This is a genomic window from Stella humosa, assembly GCF_006738645.1.
Taxonomy (GTDB): domain Bacteria; phylum Pseudomonadota; class Alphaproteobacteria; order ATCC43930; family Allostellaceae; genus Allostella; species Allostella humosa.
The window spans coordinates 2,178,810-2,202,644 of record NZ_AP019700.1; the positions used below are offsets into that span (position 1 = coordinate 2,178,810).

The following is a 23,835-nucleotide window of genomic DNA, read 5'->3' on the forward strand; positions in this document are numbered from 1 at the left end:
GCAATCGGGGCGGGTGCGATCTCTAGAAGTCGGGGCCGCGGTCGCGGAGCAATGCGACCGGCAGCGTGCTCAGCAGGTCGGCCACCGCGATCCATCCGTCCTGCCCGGCGAACGGGCGGTCGGTCAGCACGTCGTAGAACCGTTCGGAAGCGGGGAGGAGCAGGCGCGTATCCCCCCAGGCCGAGGCGGGGATCGAGAGGCTGTCGTCCGCCACCAGCTTGGCAGGCCAGCGCGTCGCCACCGTCACGGCCGTGCCGTCATCCGTCCGGCGGGCGAATGCGACAACATGGTCGGCGCGTGGTCCCGTGACGGCCAGCGGTCGGTAGTCACCCCTCGCGAAAAGCGCCGGCCGGGCGGCGCGCAGGGCCAGCGCCCGCGCGAGGATGGCCTGCTTGATCCGCCCGTCGCGCCAGTTCCCGGCGAGTGTGGCCGGCGAAGCCCGGGATTCCAGGCTGGCGGCGCGCTGCGCGTAGTCGACCGGCCGGCGATTGTCGGGGTCGACCAGGCTGAAGTCCCAGAAGTCAGTGCCCTGGTAGGTGTCCGGCACGCCCGGCGCCGTCAGCCGCAGCAGCATCTGGGCGAGACCATTCACGGCCCCTGCGGCGGCAATGCGGCGCGCGAAGGCCGCCAGAGCGCGGACGGTTGCCGGGGTCGCCAGCAGACGGTCGAGAAAGGCGTGGGCGTCGGCCTCGTAGGCTTCGTCGGGCACGGTCCAATCGGTCGCGAGTTTCGCCTCGCGCAAGGCTTTGAGTTGCCACGCCGCCAGCCGATCGGCGAAGCGGGCGATGCCGGCGCGGTCGTCGGCCTGGAGGTCGAGGGGCCAGGCGCCGACGATCCCCTGGCACAGCATCAATGCATCGCCCGGCGACGGGGTATCGCCACCCGGCAACCAGCCGGCGACGGCGGCGGCCCATTCGTCGGGGATCTCGCTCAGGACCGCCAGGCGGGCGCGGACGTCTTCCCCGCGCTTGTGGTCGTGGGTGGCGGTCGCCAGCAGGGCGGCGGGAAACTGCTCCGCGCGGGTGGCCTGGCGGGCGTGGAAGTCGGCCGTCGACCGGGCAAAGATCGCCGGGTTGGAGCCGACCTCGTTGCGCGACAGCAGCCGGCCGTGCCGGTAGAAGGCCGTATCCTCGACCGACTTGGCGGTGACCGGCGCGGTCAACTGCTGGAACCGCGCGGCCGCCAGGCGATAGGCGCCTTCCATGCCGGCCGGTGCGGCGTGGCCGCCGAGCCAGCCGTCGACGAGGTCCAGCACGGCATGGTCGGCCCGCACCAGGTCCCGGCGCGCTGCCGCGGCAGCCCGGGCAAAGGCCGTGGCATCGGCGGCCGATCGCCCATCGGTGCCGACATAGGTGCGATAGACCGGGAAATGCGCCAGCAGCGCCGCCAGGCAGCGGCGGATCGCCGGCCGGGCAATGTCGCGGGTGGCGGGGTCGAGGCAGGCCAGGCGGTGCAGGGCGGCAACGGCGCCGTCCAGTTGGGCCGCGAAGCTGCGGTCCAGCATCTGGCGGCGCGCCGCCACTTCCTCGCTCGCGAAATCGGCTGGCCGGCCCGACCGTGCGGCCCACAGGCGGCCCAGCGGCCCGGCGCCGTCCGGGTGGTGCAGCAGGCTGCCGACCTCGTCCATGAAGTCGTAGCCGGTGGTTCCGTCGACCTGCCAGGCATCGGGCACCGGCTCGCCGTCGGCCAGGATCTTCTCGACCAGCAGCCAGGCCGGCCGGCCGGGCGCGGCCTCGGCCATGGCCGCCCGCAATCGCCGGCAATAGCCCTCGGGATCGGCCAGGCCGTCGACATGATCGACGCGCAGGCCGTCGAGCAGTCCTTCTCCCCACAGACGCAAGATGGTGGCGTGGGTCGCGTCGAATACGGCCGGATCCTCGATCCGGACGCTCACCAGTTCGCCGACGTCGAAAAAGCGTCGCCAGTTGATGGCATCGCCGGCCGAGCGCCACCAGGCCAGGCGATAGTTCTGGCGTTCCAGCACCCCGTGCAGGCGGCGGCGGCCGTCCGGCGTCGCCGGATCGAACGCGGCCAGACCGTCGGCCGCGACCTGGCGGTGGCCGGCGGGGGAGAGCGGGAAGACGGTATCGTGGTGGCGAATCCCATGGCCGAAGACCGGCTCCTGCTCCAGCGTCAGGGCGCCCGCCGCCAGCGCCTCGCCATAGGGCCGGTCGAGGAACGGGCATAGCACCCGCCCGGCCAATGCCGGGTCTTCCGAATGCCAGTCGATGTCGAAGGCAGCGGCCCAGCGGCTGGTCGGGCCATGGGCCAGCACGTCCTGCCACCACGCATTCTCCGGCCCGACCGCCATGTGGTTCGGCACGATGTCGAGAAGGATGCCGAGACCGGCGGAACGGGCGGTCGCAACCAGGGCCCGGAACCCATCCTCGCCGCCGAGCTCCGGGTTCACGCGCGTCGGATCGATCACGTCGTAGCCGTGCGGCGAGCCGCGCCGGGCCGCCAGGATCGGCGACAGGTAGAGATGGCTGATGCCGAGCCGGGCCAGGTACGGCACCACGCCGGCGGCATCGGCGAAGCCGAAGCCGGCATGGAGTTGCAGGCGATAGGTGGCGCGCAGGTTGGTCGGGATCATGGCCGCGCCCGGATGCGTGCGACCGCCTCCAGCCTTTCGGCGACGGCAGGCGCGTCCAGCACGCGATCGGCCGGGGCGGGCAGGCGGCGGCGCCAGTTCGGGTGTTCGTCGATGGTGCCGGGCAGGTTCGGCTGGTCGGGCAGGGCCAGCGCGTCCTCCACCGGCAGCAGCATCAGGTTCGAGCGGGTGCCGGCGACATGTCGGACGGCGGCATCGACCACGGGCTCCGCCGTGTCCGGCGGCGCCCCGCCGGCGGCGCCGGAATCCACGAAGGCCTGCCACAGGCGGGTGCGGTCATGGTCGCGCTCCGCCACTTCGGCCGGATCGCCGGCATCGAGGCCGGCCACGCCCGCGCGCAGACGGATATCCTCGCCCTGCCACCAGCCGCGGACGCTGGGCAGGTCGTGGGTCGTCGTCATGGATGCGGCCTCGCTGGTCCATTGGCCGGGCGGCAGGAAGCCGTCGCCCTGGCGCTCGAACCACAGCACCCGCATGCCGTACACGCCGCGCCGGTCGAGGGCCCGGCGGAAGCCGGGTTCGACCGTGCCCAGGTCCTCGCCGATAACCAGCGCGCGGTGGCGGTGCGATTCGAGGGCCACCAGGCGCAGCAGGTCGTCGACGGGATAGGTGATGTAGGCGCCCTCGACCGCACCGGCGCCGTCGGGCACCACCCACAGCCGCGCCAGCCCCATGACATGGTCGATGCGCACGCCGCCCGAATCCTGCATGGCCGCGCGCAGCGTGGCGATGAACGGGGCAAAGCCCCCGGTGACCAGTGCCGGCGGGGCGAAGGTGGTCAGGCCCCAGTTCTGGCCGTGGCCATTGATCAGGTCCGGCGGGGCGCCGACCGCCAGGCCGGTCATCACGTCGCCCGGCCGGCTCCAGGCATGGCTGCCGGCGCCGTCCATGCCGACCGCCATGTCGGCCACGAGGCCGATCCGCATGCCGGCCGCCAGCGCGCGCTGCTGGGCCGCGGCATGCGAGCGCTGGGCGATCCATTGCAGAAAGGCATGGAAGGTGACTTCGCGGGCATGCTCGTCGGCGAATGCCGCCACGCCCGGCCCCGCGGCATCGCACAGCGCCGTCGGCCAGTCCTGCCAGCGCCAGGCGCCACCGCCCGCGACCTGCTGCCGGTGGATCGCCTCGAACCGCGCATGGTCCTCCAGCGACGGGCCGGCCGCCCGGCGAAAGGCCACGAAGTCGTCGGGCAGTTCGGGCAGGCCGTCGAACAGGGCTCGCAGCATGCGGAACTTGGCGACACCGGCTGCCGGCCAGTCGATCAGCGGCAAGCCCTCCAGCGCGATCTGCTCGCCCCCCGCGGCGGCAACCGCCGCCGCGACCCGGTCAACTCCCAGCACCATGGCCGGGTCGCCGTGCAGGACATTGAGGAAAAGGCGACTGGATGGGCTGTAGGGCCCGAAGCGGGTGGGCTCGGCCGCGAACAGCGCATGACAGGGGCTGAGCGCCAGCGCGTCGGCGCCGTGCCGGGCGGCGGCCTCCGCCAGCAGCGCCACGCCGCCCATGTCGCCGATCCCGCCATCGCCGTCGCGGCGGATCGCATAGGTCTGCGCCGTCAGGCCCCAGGCCCGGCCTTGCGGCGCGAGGTCTTCGACGCCGAGGCAGCGCGCCGGTGCCACCGCCAGCACGGTTTCGCGCCCGTCGCGGACCAGCCGGTGGTACCCCGTCTCGGCGATGGCGGGAACGAAGGTGCGCCCGTCGTCGCCCTGGCCCAGCGTCACGTCCTGCCGCCGTCCGTCTTCCAGCGTCAGTTCGGCGCGAGTGCCGGCCGTGTCGCCCGGCGGCAGCGTCAAGGGCTGGCCGAGATCGCCGGTGACCAGCGGTTGCGCGGTGCGGCCCGGCGCGTGGTCGCCCAGGTGATGCAGCGACTGCGCGATCTGGGCCGGACTGTCCGCCGGCAGGCTCATGGCGTCCAGGATACGGCGCAGGATGTCGGGCGCCACGGAACGGCGCTCGGCGCGGTAGTCGACCCATTCGGGATGGATGCCGGCCTGCCGGGCCAGGTCGCGCAAGGCCGCGTCGGTCATTGCACCCCGTCGAGGAAGGCCAGGGTGGTGCATGGGTCCAGCCGGCCGGCGGCGGTCGCGGCCAGAAGCGGCCGGCCGCGGAGCGGCGCGATCTCGACCGCGCTCGGGCCCAGGTTGGTGGCCAGCGTCAGGACGGCACCGTCGCCCATGCGCCAGCGTGCCACGACCGCGGCATGGCCGACCGCATCGGCGTCCAGCGCGCGCGCGCGTTCCAGGCGCGGGACGATCTCGGCCTGCCGCAGGGCCAGCAGGCGGCGATAGAGCTGCCGCCGTGCCGGTCCGCGTTCGGGATCGGGCTGCGGGATCGACGCCCGGAACGTCGCCTCGGCATTGGGGTCGGGGATGCGCTGGCGCTGGGCCGGGTCGGCGAAGGCGGGAAAGCGCGCGAACTCCCGCCGCCGGCCCTCGCGCACCGCCTCGTCGAGCGGTGCGCGATGGTCGGTGAAGTACAGAAAGGGGGTGGTGCTGGCATCCTCTTCGCCCATGAACAGCATGGGGATCTGGGGGGCCAGCAATTGCAGGGCGATGGCCGCCTCCAGCGCCTCCGGGCGGGCGAGGCTGGTCAGCCGGTCGCCGAAGGCCCGGTTGCCGGTCTGGTCGTGGTTCTGCAGGAACAGCACGAAGGCAGTCGGGCCCAGGTCGGCGCTGACGCTGCCGCGCCGCCGGCCGTCGCGATAGGCCGACGGCTCGCCCTGGTAGGCGAAGCCCTCGCGCAGGCAGCGCGCCAGGCGACGGGCGCCGTCGTCGGCATAGTCGGAATAGTAGCCTTGGTCCTCGCCCGTCAGCATGGCATGGAGGACATGGTGGGCATCGTCGTTCCACTGCGCGTCGAAGCCGTGCGACAGGTGGCTCGCCTCGTTCTCGTCGTGCTCCAGCACGAGGTGGACGTGGCGGCCGGGCTCGACGGCGCGGCGCACGGCCGCCGCCGTTTCATCCAGCCAGCCGGGCTCCCCGATTGCCTGGGCGGCATCGAAGCGCAGCCCGTCGAAGCGATACTCCATCAGCCAGTAGATGGCGTTCTCGGTGAAGAAGCGGCGCACAGCCGGCTGCTGGAAGTCCAGCGCCTGGCCCCAGGCGGTGGACCCATCGGCATGGAAGAAGGGTGGGGCGTACTGGCCGAGGAAATTCCCGTCGGGCCCGAAATGGTTGTAGACGACATCCAGCAGCACCATCAGGCCCAGCCCGTGGGCGGCGTCGATCAACGCCTTCAATTCGTCCGGCGTGCCATAGGCGGCATCGGGCGCATAGGGCAGCACCCCGTCATAGCCCCAGTTGCGGGTGCCCGGGAAATCGTTCACCGGCATCAGCTCGATCGCGGTGATGCCAAGTTCGGCCAGGCCGGGCAGCATGGCGGCCACGCCGGCAAAGCCGCCGCAGGCGCCGACATGCAGCTCGTAGACCACGGCCTCGTGCCAGGGCCGGCCGGTCCAGCCGTCGTGCCGCCAGGGATAGGCGGCAGGGTCCACGACCTGGCTGGCGCCGAACACGTCGTCGGGCTGGAAGCGGGACGCGGGGTCGGGTACGTCGGCGCCGTCGGCCAGAAGATAGCGGTAGCGGGCACCGGCGCCGCACGGTGCCTCGACCGAGAACCACCCATCGGGCTCGGGCGTCATGGCCAAGGCCGGCTGTCCTTCGACGACCACCGACACGGCCTCCTGCGCCGGCGCCCACAGCCGGAACTGCGTGCGCTCGGCGTCGAGCGGCCGGGCGCCGAACGAGAGCGCGCTGGCGAAGCGGCCGTTCACGACACGGCCAGGACGAGGACCACGGCGTGGGCCGCCACCGGCACGTCGCCGCCATCGACGATGGGTTCGCCAAGTTCGGCGCTTGCGGTATCGACCAGCACGGTCGAGGGCAGCTCGGGGTCGGGCAGGTGGAAGGTGCGGTCCTCGCCCGAGGGGTTGAGGAGGAGGGTCAGCACCTCCACGCGGCCGTCGTCGCGCGTGCCGGCGCGGCGCAGGACGAGGGCGCGGGCCTCCGGATCGTTCCAGGATTCCTCGGTGATGGTCTGGCCTTGCTCGTCGAACCAGGCAATGTCGAGCACGCCCGGCATCGGCTCTTCGCGGCCATGCAGGAAATGCCGGCAGCGCAGCACCGGGTGGGCGTGGCGCAGGTGCGCCAGGCGGCCGACGAAGTCCGTCAGCGCCTGGTTGTCCGGCGCCTCGGCTGCGGCCCAATCGATCCAGGACACCTCGTTGTCCTGGCAGTAGGCGTTGTTGTTGCCGCCCTGGGTGCGACCCAATTCGTCGCCCGCCAGCAGCATCGGCGTGCCCTGGGCCAGCAGCACGGTCGCCAGCAGGGACCGCCGCACGCGCGCCCGCGTCTCGATGATCGCCGGGTCGTCGGTCGGCCCCTCGGCACCCCAGTTGGCCGAGCAGTTCTCGCCATGGCCGTCGCGATTGTCCTCGCCGTTGGCGACGTTGTGGCGCTCGGCATAGTCCGTGATGTCGGCCAGCGAGAACCCGTCATGGGAGGCGGCATAGTTGATCGACGCCCAGGGCCGCCGGCCGTGATGGTCGAAGATGTCGCCCGACCCGGCCAAGCGTGCCGCCATGTCCGGCCGCTGGGCGGAATCGCCGCGCCAGAAGCGGCGGACGCCGTCGCGGAAACGGTCGTTCCATTCCGCGAAGCCGACCGGGTGGCCGCCCAGTTGGTAGCCGCCCGGACCGATGTCCCATGGCTCGGAGATCAGCTTCACCCGCGCCAGAACCGGGTCCTGGCGAAGTGCGTCGAAGAAGCCGGATCCGGGATCGAAGCCGTGGCTTTCCCGTCCGAGCGTCACCCCCAGGTCGAAGCGGAAGCCGTCGACATGATAGGACGTGACCCAGTGGCGCAGGGAATCCATGACCATCTGCAGCACGCGTGGATGGGTCATGTTCACCGTATTGCCGGTGCCGGTGTCGTTGATGCAGTGGCGCGGGTTGTCGGGCAGAAGCCGGTAGTAGCTGGCATTGTCGAGGCCGCGGAACGACAGGGTCGGCCCCAACTCGCTGCCCTCGGCAGTGTGGTTGTAGACGACGTCGAGGATGACCTCGATGCCGGCCGCGTGCAGCCGGCGCACCGCGAAGCGCATCTCGTCGTTGGCGCCCGACGACAGGTAGCCCGTCTCGGGCGCGAAGAATCCCAGCGTGTTGTAGCCCCAGTAGTTGCGCAGGCCCTTCTCCAGCAGGTGGCGGTCCTGGACGAAAGCATGCACGGGCAACAGCTCGACCGCCGTCACGCCGATGCGGCGCAGATGGTCGATCATCGGCTGGCTCGCCAGGGCGGCGAAGGTGCCGCGCTGGTTGGACGGCACGTCCTGGCGCAGCCGGGTCAGGCCGCGGACATGGCCCTCGTAGATGACGGTGTCGGACCAGGGCACGTTGGGCGGCCGGTCGTCGCCCCAGTTGAAGGCGTCGTCGTCGACCACGGCCTTGGGCATGGCGGCGGCGCTGTCGCGCCGGTCATAGGTCAGGTCCAGGCGCGAGGATCCCAGCCGGTAGCCGTAGAGCGCGTCGGTCCAGCGCACGTCGCCGTGGATGCGCCGGGCATAGGGGTCGAGCAGCAGCTTGTGGTGGTTGAACCGATGGCCGCGCGTGGGCTCGTACGGGCCGTAGGCGCGAAAGCCGTAGAGCTGGCCGCCGCGGCATCCCGGCAGGTAGCCGTGCCAGACCTGGTCGGTGCATTCCGGCAGGGTCATGCGCGCGATCTCGCGCCGTCCCGTCGCCTCGAACAGGCAAAGATCCATGCGCTCGGCATGGGCCGAGAAGACCGCGAAGTTTACGCCGAGGCCATCCCAGGTGGCGCCGAGCGGATAGGGGGTGCCCGGCTGGAGCCGGCTTGTCGGTTCGGCCAAGTCGCTTACGCCCCCTCGGGTTGCAGGTAGAGCACGGCCAGGGGAGGCAGCGTCAGTTCGAGCGACTGCGCATGACCGTGCGATGGAATGTCTACGCAATCGGCAGCGCCATGGTTCCCCATGCCCGACCCGCCATAGATGCCGGCATCGCTGTTCAGCACCTCGCGCCAGCGCCCGCCCAGGGGCACGCCGATGCGGTATCCGGCGCGCGGCAGCGGCGTCATGTTGGCGACGACCAGGACGGGAAGCCCGTCGCCATCGCCGCGGCGCAGGAAGGCGAAGACCGCGTTCTCGGCATCGTCGCCGACCACCCAGTCGAAGCCCGCCGGCTCGCTGTCCCGGGCATGCAGCGCCGGATGGTCGCGATAGAGCCGGTTCAGGTCGCCCAGCAGCCGCTGCACGCCGCCATGCAGCGGGTCGCCGGCCAACGCGCGGTCGAGCGCGCCGTCATGGTTCCATTCGCGCTCCTGCGCGAACTCCGCCCCCATGAACACCAGCTTCTTGCCCGGATGCGCCCACATGAAGGCGTAGTAGGCCCGCAGGTTGGCGAAGCGCCGCCAGCGGTCGCCCGGCATGCGGCCGATCAGCGACCCCTTGCCGTGCACGACCTCGTCATGGGACAGCGGCAGCAGGAATCGCTCGGAGAAGGCATAGACCATCCCGAACGTCATTTCGTGGTGGTGGTGGCGGCGATGGATCGGGTCGCGCGCCATGTAGTGGAGCGTGTCGTGCATCCACCCCATGTTCCACTTGTAGTCGAAGCCGAGGCCGCCTTCGCCGATCGGCCGGGTCACGCCGGGCCAGGCGGTCGATTCCTCGGCGATCATCATCGCCCCGGGGCAGCGCTCGCCGACCACCGCGTTCAGGTGGCGCAGGAAGCCGATCGCCTCCAGGTTCTCGCGCCCGCCATGGACGTTGGGCACCCACTGGTCGGCCGCCCGGCTGTAGTCGCGATAGAGCATAGAGGCGACGGCATCGACCCGTAGCCCGTCCAGGTGGAACCGCTCCAGCCAGTGGATGGCGCTGGCGATCAGGAAGCCCTGCACCTCGTTGCGCCCGAAATTGTAGATCAGCGTGTTCCAGTCCTGGTGAAAGCCCTCGCGCGGGTCGGCATGCTCGTAGAGCGCGGTGCCGTCGAAGCGCGCCAACCCGTGCGGGTCGGTCGGGAAGTGGGCCGGCACCCAGTCGACGATGACGCCGACGCCGGCGGCGTGACAGGCGTCGACGAAGGCCGCGAAATCCTCGGGCGGACCGAGCCGTGCGGTCGGCGCGAAGAGGCCAAGCGGCTGGTAGCCCCAGGAGCCGCCGAAGGGATGCTCGGCCACCGGCAGCAACTCGATGTGGGTGAAGCCCAGCCCCTGCACATGCGGGATCAGGTGCCGCGCCAGGCTGTTCCATGACACGTCGTCGGTAAGGCCGTGCAGCCAGGACTGGGCGTGCAGCTCGTAGATGGAGATGGCGGCATCGGGCCGGTGGCGGGCGGCGCGGCCGGTCATCCAGGCATCGTCCTGCCAGTCGTGGCCGAAGCCGTCCGGCACGACGGAAGCAGTCGACGGCGGCATCTCCGTGCGCGTCGCCACGGGGTCGGCCTTCAGTGGCAGGCGCCCGCCGTCGGCGCCGAGGATTGCGTACTTGTACCGTTCGCCGGCGGCGAGCCGGGGGATGAACAGTTCCCACACGCCCGAACCGTGGCGCAGGCGCATGGGGTGCCGACGGTCGTCCCAGCTATTGAAGTCGCCCACCACCGCGACGCGCCGCGCATTGGGTGCCCAGACGGCGAAGCGGACGCCGGGCACGCCGTCGATGGTCATGGCATGGCTGCCCAGGCAGTCGCCCAGCGCGAAATGCCGGCCCTCGCCGATCAGGTGCAGGTCGAGGTCGCCCAGCAGCAGGCCGAAGGCATAGGGGTCCTCGGTCTCCTGCACGGCCCCCGGCCAATAGATGCGCAGGCGATAGGGGCCGTCGACCGGGCCGATGAACAGGCCGTCCGGTGCGCCCGGGCTCAGCCCGACCGAGCCGCCATCCGCCGTCAGCGCCTCGACGCGGACGGCGCCCGGCAGGAAGACCCGCACCTGGCCCGCATGCGGGCCCAGCGTGGCGAAGGCGTCGATCGGGGCGGCATCGGCCAGGGCGCGGGCGGCGGCGGGATCCAGGTCACCCATCCCGGCCATCCAGGATGCGCGACGCCAACGCGGCCATGCCGGCGACCGGAACGTCGAGCCAAGTTGGCCGGTTCGCCGCCTCATAGGCGATCTCGTAGGCCGCCTTCTCGATCAGGAAACAGTCGAGCAGGGCAGGCTGGACGGATCCCGGCCCAACCACCTCGCCATAGGCCGCCAGAAAGGCAGCCGCACTCTCCGCCCGGAAGCGCGCCATCAGGCCGGCGGCATCCGCCTCGGCTGTCGTCGGATGCTTCCGCTCGACCGTGGCCGCGGCATAGTCGAAGGACCGCAGCAGGCCGGCGACGTCGCGCAGCGCACTCGTCTTGGCCCGGCGCTCCGCCAGCGGCCGTGCCGGCTCACCCTCGAAGTCGATCAGGTAGGCATCGCCGTTGGCGACCAGCACCTGGCCCAGGTGGAAGTCGCCATGGACGCGGATCATCGGCGTGCCGACGGCGGCCTGGGCCAGGGTCTTGACCGCTTCCTTCAGTGCCGCGCGACGGTCGGCCAGCCCGGCTGCTTCCGGCACGTCGGCCGGCAGGGCGGCGAAGGCCGCATCCAGCGTCGCCGCGGCGCGCTCGCCCCACGCCTTGGCCTCGCCATGGCCGGCCACTTCCGGGGCGAAGGCCGGGTCGTCGCTGGGCTGGGACAGGATCGCGTGCATCTCGCCCAGGCGACGGCCGATGGTGCTGGCAAACGCGACGCAGGTGGCGATATGCTCGGGCGCGGCCCCTTCGCCTTCCGGGGCCTGGGCGGCATCGACGGCCCGGCTCAGCAGGTCCAGCATCCAGGCCCAGGCGTCGCCCTGGTTGCGGATGAAGCCCTGTAGGATGGCGAGCGACGCCGGCTCGTCCGCCTCGGTCCCGACATAGACGACCTCGCCCAGCAGCGGGGCGCAGTTGGCATAGCCGGCCGCCGTCAGGTGGCGGCCCATCTCGGCCTCGGGATGGATGCCGGGCACCAGGCGGCGGAACAGCTTCAGCATCGCGGCCGCGCCGATCAGCAGCGAGCTGTTCGACTGCTCAGCCGAGATCCACGTCACCTCGGCGTCGCCTGGAATGTCGATCGCGGCCAGGTCCGGCGCAGGCGCGCAGCGGATGGCCTCGCCGATGCCCCGGCCGGCCTGGATCGCGGCCAGCAGGCCATGCGCGAACTCGGCCACCGCGAAGGCATCGGTCAGCAGACCGACCGACCGGCCGCGCCGGGTGCGGGCCAGGGCAAGCTGGCCCGGCAATGCCGACCCGGTCTCGGCCTCGTCCACGGCGGCGAGTGGCAGCGACCAGCGCTGGCGCTGCTCGCCGGTTCCGGTCTCGATCACCGCCAGCGCCATCTCGCGGCCGGCGGCGGGCATGGGCAGCACGGCCTCCAGCCGCACGGACGCGATCTTCTGGTCCTTGGCCGAGAACCAGCGCCGCATGGCGAGGTAGGTCGGCAGGATCTCGCGCTCCAGCGCGTCGCGATGGGCGCCGGCCAGGGCATCGGCCAGGGTGCCGCGCATGACCAGCGTGCGGTACTCCGGCATCGGCTCGGGTGCCGGCACGTGCCAGGTCGGCCACTCGGTCTCGGCCGCGAGGATGAACCAGTAAAAGCCATAGGGTGGCAGCGTCAGCAGGTAGGGCAGGTTGCCGACCGGCGGGAACACCGAGCCGCCGCTCAGCTCGATCGGCACGCGACCGGCGAATTCCGACAGGTCCAGCTCGACCGCCTGCGGCGAGCGCGAGACATTGGCGACGCACAGGATGGTCTCGCCTTCGCCCGCGCGCAGATAGGCCAGCACCTTGCGATTGCGGGGGTAGAGGAAGTGCAGGCGTCCGCGCCCGAACACCGCGTGCTGACGGCGCACGGCCAGCATGCGGCGCATCCAATTCAGCAGCGAGTGCGGGTCGCGCCGCTGCGCCTCGACATTGACCGCGCCATGGCCATAGAGCGGGTCCATGATCGCCGGCAGCACCAGCGAGGCCGGGTCGGCGCGCGAGAAGCCGCCATTGCGGTCCGGCGACCATTGCATCGGCGTGCGCACGCCGTCGCGATCGCCCAGGTGGATGTTGTCGCCCATGCCGATCTCGTCGCCGTAATAGATGACGGGCGTGCCCGGCATCGACAGCAGCAGGCAGTTCATCAGCTCCACCCGGCGACGGTCGCGCTCTAGCAGCGGCGCCAGGCGGCGACGGATGCCGAGGTTGATCCGCGCCCGGCGGTCGGCGGCGTAGGTCTCCCACAGATAGTCGCGCTCGGAATCGGTTACCATCTCGAGCGTCAGCTCGTCATGGTTGCGCAAGAAGATGGCCCACTGGCAGCCGGCCGGGATCTCCGGCGTCTGGCGCATGATGTCGGTGATCGGGAAACGGTCCTCGCGCGCCAGAGCCATGTACATGCGCGGCATCAGCGGGAAGTGGAACGCCATGTGGCATTCGTCGCCCTCGCCGAAATAGTCTTTCGTGTCCTCCGGCCACTGGTTGGCCTCGGCCAGCAGCATGCGGTCGGAATAGTGGGCGTCGAGCTCGGTGCGGAAGCGGCGCAGGATCTCGTGCGTCTCGGGCAGGTTCTCGTTGTTGGTGCCGTCGCGCTCGATCAGGTAGGGCACGGCGTCGAGCCGCAGCCCGTCGATCCCCATGTCCAGCCAGTAGCGCATGACGCCCAGGATCGCCCTCACCACGGCCGGGTTGTCGAAGTTCAGGTCCGGCTGGTGGGAATAGAAGCGGTGCCAGAAATAGGCGCCGGCCACCGGGTCCCAGGTCCAGTTCGAACGCTCGGTGTCCAAGAAGATGATCCGCGTGCCGTCATACCGCTTGTCGTCGTCCGACCAGACGTAGAAATCCCGATGGGCCGATCCGGGCTTGGCCCGGCGCGCGCGCTGGAACCAGGGATGGCGGTCGGAGGTGTGGTTGACGACCAGTTCCGTCACCACGCGCAGGCCGCGGGCGTGGGCGGCCGCGATGAACCGCTTCACGTCGGCCATGGTGCCGTAGTCCGGGTGGATCGCCCGGTACTCGCTGATGTCGTAGCCGTCGTCGAGCCGCGGCGAGGGATAGAAGGGCAGCAGCCAGATGGTGTTGGCGCCCAGTTCGGCGATGTAGTCGAGCTTGGAGATGAGGCCGGGGAAATCGCCGATGCCGTCGTCGTTGGCGTCGAAGAACGACTTCACATGAAGCTGGTAGATGATGGCGTCCTTGTACCAGAGCGGGTCCTGCTCGATGGCGGGGGCGCGGGTCAGCAGCGGGGCATTCATGGGTTCGCTCCCTCGGGCGGGGCGATCCGCCAGATCGTGAAGGGCCGTTCGGCCGGATCGAGGCGGATGCGCTGGCGCTTGCCGGTCAGCAGGGACGGCCGGTCGGTCATGAGGTCATGGACCGCCAGCGACCCGTGGTCGGGCAGGCCCCATTCCCACAGCGGCAGCTCGTAGCCGCATTCGACGGCGGCATGCGGGTCGAGGTTGACGGCCACCAGGATCATCTCGGCCCCCGGCGCCACCTGCTTGCCATAGAGGATCACGCGGTCGTCGAAGGCATTGTAGAAGCGCAGGTGGCGATGGTCCTGGAGGGCCGGATGGGCCCGCCGGATATGGTTAAGACGGGTGATCTCGCCCACGATGTTGCCGGGCGTGGCCGGGTCGCGGACGCGGATCTCGTACTTCTCGGAATCGAGATATTCCTCGCGGCCGGGCAAGGGGGCCGCCTCGCAGATCTCGAACCCCGAATAGACGCCCCACAGGCCCGACAGGGTCGCGGCCAGCGCAGCCCGGATCAGGAACCCGGGCCGGCCGGAGGTCTGCAGGAAGACCGGGTTGATATCGGGCGTGTTGACGAAGAAATGCGGGCGGAAGAAGTCCTTCGCCTCCGTCGTCGTCAGCTCGGTCAGGTATTCGGTCAGCTCGCGCTTGGTGTTGCGCCAGGTGAAGTAGGTGTAGGACTGGTTGAAGCCGATCTTCGCCAGCCGGTTCATCATCCGCGGCCGGGTGAAGGCCTCGGCCAGGAACAGCGCATCGGGATGGCGGGTGCGCACGTCGGCGATCAGCCACTCCCAGAAGGGCAGGGGCTTGGTGTGCGGGTTGTCGACGCGGAAGGTGCGCACGCCCTCGCCGGCCCAGAACAGCACCACGTCGCGCAGCGCGATCCATAGCGCCGGCACCGCATCGGCCGCGTAGAAGTCGACGTTGACGATGTCCTCGTACTTCTTGGGCGGGTTCTCGGCGTAGCGCAGCGATCCGTCCGGCCGCCAGCGGAACCAGCCCGGATGGTCCTTCAGCCAGGGATGGTCGGGCGAGCACTGGATCGCGAAGTCCAGCGCGATCTCCAGCCCCTGGTCGGCGGCGGCCGCCACCAGGCTGCGGAAATCCTCCAGCGTGCCGAGTTGAGGATGGATGGCATCGTGGCCGCCGTCCGGGCTGCCGATGGCGTAGGGGCTGCCGACATCGTCCGGACCGGGCGTCAGGGTGTTGTTGCGGCCCTTGCGGTTGGCGCTGCCGATCGGGTGGATCGGCGGGAAGTAGAGCACGTCGAAACCCATGGCGCGGATCGCCGGCAGCCGATCCACCACATCTGCGAAGGTGCCGTGGCGTGCCGGATCGTCGGTGGCCGAGCGCGGGAACATCTCGTACCAAGCGGCAAATGCAGCCTGCGGCCGGTCGGCCTCGATGGCCAGCGGTGGGTCATGCCGCACCAGGAACGGGCGCAGGCCGGCGGCCGCCATGGCCTCGACCGTGTCGTCCGCTAACAGGATGTCCGCGCCGTCCGCCGACGGCTGCCGGTCCATGGTGGCGAGCGTATCCGTCAGTCGCCGCGCCACGTCGCCCTTCGCATGGGCGACCGCAGCCTCGACCAGCAGGCGCCCCTCGGCGATCTCCAGCCGCACGTCGCGACCGGCCTTCAGCTTGGCCGCCAACTCGTGGTGAAAGCTGCTGAACTCATCCCACCAGGCTTCCACCGTGAAGAGATGGCGGCCCAGACGCGCCAGCGGCAGTTCCGCCCGCCAGCGGTCGTTGCCGAGCGGGCGCATCGGCACCGACTGCCAGTCGTCCGCATCGGCGGGCCGCCACAGCAGGGCCGCTGCCAGGCGCTCGTGCCCGTCGGCGAAGATGTCGGCCTCCACCGTGATCGCCTGGCCGACCGTGCCCTTGGCCGGGAAGCGCCCGGCATCGACAGTGGGCGTGATGCCCTCGATCACGACGCGCGGTCGGGCGGCCGCCTTGCGCGCGCCCGGCCGGGCTGGTGCAGGACGGCTGGCGACGGGCGTGGCGGCCTCTGCCGCCAGCAGCCGCATCTCGCCCGGCGCCAGGCTGGCCTCGCGATCGTCGGCATGGCCGGAAACGGTGAACGCGCCGCCGGCGGATGCGGGCAGCACGCCGGTCCAATCTGTGACGGGGAAGGAACGGCGGGGGTCGGTGTTGATCAGGATGGCGAGCGCCCGCCCGGCGCGGCGCATGTCGCCCGCGTCGCCGCGCAAAAGGACGGTCGGGCCGCTACCGCCACGCTGCAACAGTCGCAATTCGCCCGAGAAGCCGGCCCCGGCAATGCCGCCGGCCAGCCGATTGGCCTCTGCCGCCCCGTCCATGTCGTCAGCAAGTGGCAGCAGGATGCCGGCACTGGTGGCCGCGGCGACCGGCAGCATCCATGGCGGCGGCTCTGCGCCATCCTCGGACCGGACGACGGCGATGGGCGGCGCGATGCGCCGCAGCGCCTCATGCTCCTCCACCAGCCAGCTAGTGTGCCCGTCCCACCAGCCAGTCGACGCGAAGGTCGCATCGAACGGCGCGCCTTCCAGGCCCGGTAGCGCGGCGCGCGGCAGGCCCGGCGTCCAGGCCAGGAAGCGGCATTCGCCGGCCCGGCGCACCTCCTGCATGGCCTCGCGCCATGCTTTCGCGTCCAGGCGATCGGGGTGGAAGCAGCGGAATCCGGCCACGCCGCCGCGGACCGCCTCGATCATCGCGTCGACCCAGGCTACGCGATCCGAGGCCGCACGATCCTGCGAAGGCACGGCGGTGTCGACCAGTACGGGCAAGGCGGTGCCGGCAGGTGGCGGCCCGGCAATCTTGCCCGTCAGCAGGAGGTGGGTGAAACCGAGCCCGGCTGCCCTGGCGAGGGCGGAATCCCAAGCGTCGCGCGATGGGACGAAAGCGGGGTCGAGCGAGCATATGCCGAAAGCCGGCCTTGCGGATGTGGCGCCATACATACCTATCGACAATGCGACCGAGCGTCTGGAGTTCCGCCTGCCGGGAAAGCCTTGCCGGTATCGGCGCCGATCCGGGCCGGCATGCACCCACGCGAGGGTTGGGTCCGCCGGGCTTTCGCGCGATAGTCGCGCCCAGTCGGATCGGCACCAGGCAGGCGGGGACAGGCAATGCGAGCGGCGAATGCGGGCGACGGGGCCGGCCTGCCGTCCATAAGCCGATTCCTGCTCGTCCGGATCGTCGGCATCTGCGTGCTGTCCTTCACCCTGCTTGGCGGGGCTGCCTACACCTTGATCCTGCGCCCGGCCCAGGACGAGCTGTCCCGCGTCGCGATGGACCTGACGGCCGATCGGCTGGAGGAAGAGTTCGACGCCACGGCCAACGATGCCACCCGGTTGCTGGCCGCCCTGCGGGATTGGACGCAGCTAGGCACGACGGACCTGAAGGAGCCGGACGACATCGTTCGCGTTGCCATGTCGCAACTGCTCAATCGGCCGCATATGCTCAATGTCCTCTTCGCCCGGGCCGACGGGATCGGACTGATCGTCGGCAAGAGCAGTCGCGGCTTCCTGGTCCGGATGATCGACCATGAACAAGCTCCCGGCCGCCAGCGCTGGCTGCACTACGACGTCGCCGGCCGCCTGCTGGGCGAGGAGTTCGTGGCACGCGACTACGACCCGAGGGAGCGATCCTGGTTCAAGGGAGCGATGCGGACCGAATTCGGCGGCACCTACTGGACCGATCCCTATCTGTTCTTCGAAACGCGCGACCCGGGCCTGACGATCTCGACCGCGCTCGAGCCTGCGCCCGGCGGCGATCCCCTGGTGATCGGCCTCGACCTCACCGTGCGCGGCATCTCCGCACTCACGATGCAGTACAGGCTGGGACAGTCCGGCGGCATGGCCCTGCTGACAGAGGAAGGCCGGGTTCTGGGTCAGCCCTACGGGGCCGATCACCGGCGCAGCGAAAGCATGGCCGGCGGCCTGCTTCCTTTGCCAGGAGAGATGGGGCTGACAGCCATTGCCCAGGGGTGGGACGTGTGGCTGGCGCGGGGGCGCCGGCCGGCGGTCGAAATGTTCGACGTCCAGGGCAATCCCTGGATCGGCCGGTTCCGGCAGCTACGCCTCGACAACCTGTCGCTTATCATCGCGGCAGTGGCGCCGCGCCAGGATTTCTCTTTCGGCGGTACCCGGGACGCGGCGATGCTGGCGGCGCTGATCGCCGGCATACTGGCCATGGCCTACTTTCTGTCGCGCCAGATAGCGCGGCGCTTCCAGCGGGTTATGCAGGCGCTGGCCGCGGAAAGTGCGCGCATTGGCGCGCTGGAGCTGGACCGGCCGGTTCGGGTTCCGACCCGCCTGCGAGAAATCACCGTCCTGGTGGACGCCCAGGAGCGGATGCGCCTGATGCTGCGCGCGGCCACCAGCGAGCTGGAGCAGACGGTGGCCACCCGCACCCGCGAACTGGGCGATCGCGAGGCGTTGCTGCGCATGATCCTCGACACCGTGCCGATCGGCCTGTCCATGGTTCGCGAAGGCAGCCGGCCGGTCATGATCATGGCGAATGCCGCCGGTGCCCGGATGTTCGGCTACGAGCCCGAAGAACTTTCGGGCCATCCCGTTATCGACATGTGGGCGCGGCCGGAGGATCGCGACGACTACATCGCCCGGCTGCGGCAGGAAGGGGCCGTGTCCGGCTTCGAGGCGCGCATGCGCCGACGCGACGGCAGCGAGTTCTGGGTATCCTTCACGACGGCGGTGACGACGCATCTGGGCGAGACGATCGACCTTGCGGCCTACGAAGACGTAACGGCCAGAAGGGCGGCGGAGGACCAGGTCCGGCGCTATGGCGAGTTGATCGGGCGGATTACCGACACCGCGCCGGCCGCCCTCTTCGAAGTGCATGTCGCCCCCGCGGCTGCAGGTCGACCTATGGCGCTGTCGTTCAACTTCCTCAGTCGCTCGGTCGAGCCGATCCTGGGTGTCTCGGCGGAGGACATTCTGCACGATCCGGGGCGGCGGTTCCTGCATGTCGACGCGGACGATCGTGCCCGGTTGCTGGCCGTCGCCGATCGCCTGAACGATGCCGGCATGGCGTCGCAGGACGAATTCCGGGTTCTCCTCGATGGCGAGGAGCGCTGGGTGCTGGCCCAGCGCGAGGCGCTGCGGCGCAACCCGGACGGCAGCGGCAGCTTCGTCGGCTTCTATGTCGACATCACCGAGCGCAAGCGCAACGAGCAGACCCTGAAGCTGGAGAAGCAGCGGACCGAGAATGCCTTGCGCCAGCTTCGCGAAGCCCAGGTGCAACTGGTGCAGGCCGAGAAGATGACCGCGCTGGCTGGCCTGGTCGCCGGCGTGGCGCATGAGATCAACACGCCGGTCGGCATCGCCTTCACGGCCGCCTCGACCCTGGCCGACGAAGCAACCGCGCTACGCGCCCTGACCGACGCCGGCACGGCCAAGCGCTCCGACGTCATGCGCTTCCTGGCGCTGGCCGAGGAGACTGCCACCCTGATGGAGACGCACTGCCGCAACGCTGCCGACCTCATCCAGAGCTTCAAGAAGGTGGCCGTCGACCAGTCGAGCGATGACCGGCGCCAGTTCGAACTGAAGCCCTACCTGGAGGAGACGGTCCTCAGCTTGCGGCCGCAATACCGCAAGGCGGGGCACCAGGTGGTCGTCGACTGCCCCGACGACATCGTGCTCGACAGCCACCCCGGCGCCATCAGCCAGATCGTCACCAACCTGATCATGAACTCCACCATCCATGCCTTTGCCGAGGGCGTCGCCGGCAATCTCCGCCTGACGGCGTGCCGGGTCGAGGGCGGGCGTGTCCGGTTGCGCTACGAGGATGACGGCCGCGGCATCCCGGCCGAGCATCGTTCGCGCATCTTCGAGCCATTCTTCACCACCCGGCGCGGCCAGGGCGGCAGCGGCCTCGGCCTGCACATCCTGCACAACCTGGTCGCCGCCAAGCTGGGCGGGCAGGTGCGCTACGAGGATACCGCTGGCGGCGGAGCCACCTTCGTGATGGAGTTCCCGGCCATAGCCAAGGCATAACTAGGCTGAATATCCCAGCGGGGCCGCGGATGGCGGATGACGACGACTTCTTCCCGGACGACGAAGCAGAAGACGGCCCGTCGCTGCCGGGGTCGGCGGCGGTTCCCTGGCACGTCCTGATCGTCGACGACGAGCCGGGCGTACACCAGGTGACGCGGCTGGCGCTGGCCGGCGCCACCTTCAAGGATCGCCCGATCGACCTGATCTCCTGCTATTCGGGTAAGGAAGCCCGCGCGCTCATGGGCACGCGCGAGGACATCGCGCTGATCCTGCTGGACGTGGTGATGGAGTCCGACCATGCGGGCCTGGACCTGGCGCGGGCGGTGCGCGAGGAACTGGGCAACCATCAGGTCCGCATCATCCTGCGCACCGGTCAACCCGGCCTGGCGCCCGAGCGGCAGGTGATCGAGAGCTATGACATCAACGACTACAAGGCCAAGACCGAGCTGACGCGCGAAAAGCTCTACACCGCGATGATCGGGACGCTGCGGTCCTATGCCGACATCCTGACGATCGAGCACAGCCGCCGGGTGATCGACGCCAACCGGCAGGGCCTGCTCCGCATCATCGACGCTTCGTCCTCGGTGATGCGTCTGCAGACCGTCCCGCGCTTCGCCGAAGGCGCGCTGGAGCAACTGAACCGGCTGCTGTTTCCGGTGGAGGAGGGGGCATCGGCCTGCAACGGGGGGCTGGCGGCCGTCTCGGTCGGCGGGCCACTCTCTGTCGTGGCCGCCACGGGGCAGTTTGCTGGCAGAATCGACCGCGAGCTGTCCGAGGTGGCGGCACCCAGCATGGCGGCCACGATCGACCAGGCCATCGCCGAAAAGCGGAGCGTCCGCGCCGCCGACCATTTCGTGGGCTATGTGCGCGGACCGCGCGACGAGGCCAACATCCTGGTCATCGACGGGCCGGTCGGTCGGTCGGCGGTGGACGAGTCCCTGTTGGAGCTCTTCTGCCGCAATCTCGGGGTCGGCTACGAGAACCTGCTGCTGCGGGGGGAGATCGAGCAGACCCAGCGCGACATCATCTATCGCCTGGGCGAGGTGGTGGAGACCCGGTCCAAGGAGACCGGCAACCATGTCCGGCGCTTGGCCGAATACTCATACATCCTCGCGCGTGCCATTGGCCTGGACGATGGCGAGGCGGAAATCCTGCGCACGGCATCCCCCATGCACGACATCGGCAAGGTGGGGATTGCCGACAGCATCCTGAACAAGCCCGGCCCGCTCACTGCCGAGGAGCGCGTGGTGATGCAGACCCATGCCGTCATCGGCTGGCAGATGTTGCGCGACGCCAAGTCGCCCATCCTCCAGGCGGCGGCCGTCATTGCCCACGAGCACCACGAGAAGTGGGACGGCAGTGGCTATCCGCGCGGGCTGGCGGGGGACAGCATCCACCTCTTCGGGCGCGTCACGGCGCTGGCCGACGTGTTCGACGCGTTGGGCAGCGAGCGGGTCTACAAGAAGGCCTGGGAGATGCCGCGCATCATCGACCTCGTACGCAAGGAGCGGGGCCGCCATTTCGATCCGATGGTGGTGGATGCCTTCTTCGGCGCCTTCGAGCAGATCGACGCCGTCCGCCAGCGCTATTCGGACGTGGCCGACGCGGCCGCCTGACCGGCGGCCGGGCTGGCCCCAGCCAGCCGGTCGGCGATGCGTGCGGCTGTCCGCAGGGCGGCTGCAACCACCTGGTCCATGTTGTAGTAGCGATACTCCGCCAGGCGGCCGACGAAGGAGACACCGGGGGTCGCGTCGACCAGGTCCTGGTAGCGGCGGTGCAGCGCGGCGCTGGCGGCGGTCGGAACGGGATAGTAGGGCGGCCCCTCGGCTGCCGGATACTCGCGCACCAGCGTGGTGCCGGCGCATTGCTGCCCGGTCATGTGCTTGAACTCGGTGACGCGGGTATAGGCGTGCTCGTTGGGGTGGTTGATGGTCGCGACCGGTTGCACCAGGGCGTGGCCCGGATGGTGCTCTGTTTCGAACCGCAGCGAGCGATAGGGCAGTTGGCCGAAACGATGGCCGAAATAGGCATCGACCGGCCCGGTATAGACGACATGCCGGCGGCCCCGGCCGTCGCGGGTGGGATCGAACTCGACCCCCAGGCGGACGCGGATGCGCGGATGGTCGAGGATGCGGGCGAAGAGCGCCGCATAGCCATCGGCCGGCATCGCCTGGTGGCGGTCGGTGAAGTAGCGGTCATCGTCGTCGGTGCGCACCGGGATGCGCCCGGCCACCCGGGCGTCGAGCTGGCGCAGGTCGATGCCCCACTGCTTGCGGCTGTAGCCGCGGAACAGGCGGTCGCAAAGGTCCTGGCCGATCGTCGACAGCAGCAGTGATTCGCTATCAGGCGGATCGGGGTGGGGTACGCGCACGCGCTCCAGGTGCCGGGCCACGCCCTCGCCGTCCAGGTTCAGGTCGTACAGCCGGTTGATGGTGGTGCGGTTGATCGGCACCGGCACCAGCCGGCCGGATACCGACGCCAGCACCCGATGCTCATAGGGCCGCCAGCGGGTGAAGCGCGACAGCCAGGCGAAGATGCGGTCGCTGTTGGTATGGAAGATATGCGGGCCGTAGTGGTGGATGAGGACGCCATGCGCGTCCGGCCCGTCGAAGGCGTTGCCGGCCACGTGCGGCCGGCGGTCGATCACCTCGACCGCGTGGCCCGCATCGGCCAGTTCGCGCGCGGAGACGGCGCCGGCAAAGCCGGCACCCACGACCAGGACGGCGCCACTCATGCCCAGATGCCGGGTACCGGCCAGGTGGTATCGTTGAACAGCAGGCCCAGGTCGTGCCTGCCGAAATAGTAGCGCGCGATCGGATCGGGGGCGAACGGGTTGCTGGCCGGGGAGACGCCATCGGCCCAGGCCTGCTGTTCGGAAACCAGCATGTGCTGGGCCAGTGCCTCCATCTCCGGGCTGGCCAGGGGCGGCACGCCGCCCTCGTCATGGTAGGGATCGATCCGCCGCGACCAGGCCTCGTTCACCACCCGGCCGTACATGGTCAGGGGCGGCACCCGGCCGGGATGCAGTTGCGGCGTCAGCTCGCGAAAGATCATCAGGCAACCGAGCTGGTTGAGGAACGGCTTCTGCATGTGCCAGAAGGCGACCGGCTTGCCGTTCAGCCGGTCGACCCCGTCGAGGCGGTCGTAGCGAATGGGGCCCGGCACCCGGTCCGGCCCGCCCGGCCAGCGCACGAAGCTGTAGAGGCGCGGCAGCAGGTGCGGCTGCGGCACGATCCAGTAGGGAAAGTCCGCCGGCAGCGGATCCTGCGGCAGGTGGCCGTTCTCGATCAGCAGCTTGGCCACGAACTCTTCGGGGCTGTATTCGGGGTCGAAGCCGGGGATTTCGGCCCGGGCGCGGTCCCGCGCGGCGGCGAAGCTGCCGGGCACGGTGTCGAGGCGCGTGACCGTATATTCCCACGCGCGGAACCAGGCCGGGTTCGATATCGCCGCAAAGCAGGTCGATGTGGCCGTGAAGGTCAGCCCGGCGCAGGCCCGGCCCAGGTCTGCCAGCGGCACGTTATGGATGATGTCGCCGTCGTAGCAGAGCACGGGCTCGCCCGGGAACATGGCCTCGACCAGCAGCCAGCGCAGGAAGGCGAAGCTGAAGAGCCCATAGGGGCCGCCGAAGCGCTTCACCAGGTTCGGGAAGCGGGCCGCCAGCCGGTCGTAGGCCGGGTTGCCGTCATGGATGCGGCAGGTGCCATTGTCGATCGCCGCCAGCATGGCCGGCGACAACGCCGCGCTGTCGCCGATCAGCACGATGTCCAGCACGGCGCCCACCGCCAGCCGCCGATGCTTCATGTGCCGCGCATTCTCGACCAGGCAGGTCGTCCGCCGCAGGGCGGCCTCCCCCTGGCCTGGTTCCGACGGGCGGATGAAGTTCACGCTGACATGGCGCACTGGACGCTGGCTCCGGCGCTGAGGGGTGGCGCAGTGGGGCGATGCATGGTTGGCGCCAGTGGGCGCGCGCACCCCCTC

General features: G+C 70.3%; 11 protein-coding genes. 2 read left to right on the forward strand and 9 right to left on the reverse strand.

The genetic code is table 11. The features are described from left to right. Positions 1-22 precede the first annotated feature (22 nt). Genes treY through STVA_RS10205 form a run of 7 tightly spaced genes read right to left on the reverse strand, consistent with a single transcriptional unit; the run spans position 23 to position 16,554 of the window. Positions 23-2,593 (reverse strand): malto-oligosyltrehalose synthase, encoded by a 2,571-nt coding sequence (gene treY / locus STVA_RS10175; protein ID WP_123687855.1) that lies wholly within the window; start codon positions 2,591-2,593, stop codon positions 23-25. Continuing rightward, positions 2,590-4,638 (reverse strand): 4-alpha-glucanotransferase, encoded by a 2,049-nt coding sequence (gene malQ, locus STVA_RS10180; RefSeq protein WP_123687856.1) that lies wholly within the window; start codon positions 4,636-4,638, stop codon positions 2,590-2,592. Before malQ ends, treY begins: the two co-directional genes overlap by 4 nt. Further along, entirely contained in the window at positions 4,635-6,383 is a 1,749-nt protein-coding gene (gene treZ / locus STVA_RS10185; protein WP_123687857.1) for a malto-oligosyltrehalose trehalohydrolase, read from the reverse strand. The genes malQ and treZ overlap by 4 nt, the downstream gene beginning before the upstream one ends. After that, positions 6,380-8,473, reverse strand: a complete 2,094-nt coding sequence (gene glgX / locus STVA_RS10190; protein ID WP_123687858.1) for a glycogen debranching protein GlgX — start codon at positions 8,471-8,473, stop codon at positions 6,380-6,382. Before glgX ends, treZ begins: the two co-directional genes overlap by 4 nt. A gap of 5 nt (positions 8,474-8,478) precedes the next feature. Further along, a complete protein-coding gene (gene glgB / locus STVA_RS10195) occupies positions 8,479-10,626 on the reverse strand; it encodes a 1,4-alpha-glucan branching protein GlgB (RefSeq protein WP_420822832.1) in 2,148 nt (715 codons plus the stop codon). A gap of 1 nt (position 10,627) precedes the next feature. Next, on the reverse strand, positions 10,628-13,861 hold the full coding sequence (gene treS / locus STVA_RS10200; RefSeq protein WP_123687859.1) for a maltose alpha-D-glucosyltransferase: 3,234 nt from the start codon (positions 13,859-13,861) through the stop codon (positions 10,628-10,630). Further along, a complete protein-coding gene (locus STVA_RS10205) occupies positions 13,858-16,554 on the reverse strand; it encodes an alpha-1,4-glucan--maltose-1-phosphate maltosyltransferase (RefSeq protein WP_245978130.1) in 2,697 nt (898 codons plus the stop codon). Before STVA_RS10205 ends, treS begins: the two co-directional genes overlap by 4 nt. A 414-nt stretch (positions 16,555-16,968) precedes the next feature. Here STVA_RS10205 and STVA_RS10210 point away from each other — a divergent pair, with 414 nt between their 5' ends. Together STVA_RS10210 and STVA_RS10215 are read left to right on the forward strand one after the other, a co-directional pair. Then, entirely contained in the window at positions 16,969-19,857 is a 2,889-nt protein-coding gene (locus STVA_RS10210) for a PAS domain S-box protein (RefSeq protein ID WP_123687861.1), read from the forward strand. Positions 19,858-19,886: 29 nt separating this feature from the next. Next, positions 19,887-21,473 (forward strand): response regulator, encoded by a 1,587-nt coding sequence (locus STVA_RS10215; protein ID WP_123687862.1) that lies wholly within the window; start codon positions 19,887-19,889, stop codon positions 21,471-21,473. Here the strand turns inward: STVA_RS10215 and glf are convergent. Next, the gene (glf, locus tag STVA_RS10220; protein ID WP_123687863.1) at positions 21,443-22,591 is read right to left on the reverse strand and encodes a UDP-galactopyranose mutase; all 1,149 of its coding nucleotides are present in this window, start codon (positions 22,589-22,591) and stop codon (positions 21,443-21,445) included. The two genes, STVA_RS10215 and glf, sit on opposite strands and share 31 nt — an antisense overlap. Beyond that, positions 22,588-23,757 carry a hypothetical protein gene (locus STVA_RS10225; protein ID WP_142235726.1) on the reverse strand — a complete coding sequence of 390 codons (1,170 nt, stop codon included), beginning with the start codon at positions 23,755-23,757 and terminating at the stop codon, positions 22,588-22,590. Before STVA_RS10225 ends, glf begins: the two co-directional genes overlap by 4 nt. Between the last annotated feature and the right edge of the window lie 78 nt (positions 23,758-23,835).